This window comes from Pseudomonas sp. DE0010 (assembly GCF_007680745.1).
Lineage (GTDB): Bacteria > Pseudomonadota > Gammaproteobacteria > Pseudomonadales > Pseudomonadaceae > Aquipseudomonas > Aquipseudomonas parafulva_B.
The window spans coordinates 1-293 of sequence record NZ_VEJQ01000160.1 but is presented as its reverse complement, the minus strand read 5'-3'; the positions used below and the strand labels follow the sequence as shown (position 1 = coordinate 293).

Here is a 293-nt window from a genome sequence, read left to right as displayed (position 1 = left end):
GGCAGCGCCTGGACCTGGCACCGCCCGCTGCGCCGCTGCGCGTCATGCAACGGCTGCTCGACCTGCGCCTGCGCCAGGGCCGGCTGCAGGACCTCGAGCGCTACACCGGCACCGCCCGCAGCGCCGCCCAACGCGCCGCCGCCCTGACCCACCGGCTGCTGGCCTTTTCCCGGCGCCAGACCCTGGATCCGCAACCGGTGGCGCTGGAGCAACTGGTCATCGGCCTGGAAGACCTGATCCAGCGCAGCATAGGTCCGCAGATCGCCCTGGAGCGCGAAGCCGATCCCCGGCTC

At 73.4% G+C, this 293-nt stretch carries 1 pseudogene; it reads left to right on the top strand.

The features are described from left to right. Nucleotides 1-293: pseudogene (locus tag FS767_RS22070) on the top strand (hypothetical protein); the annotation flags it as partial.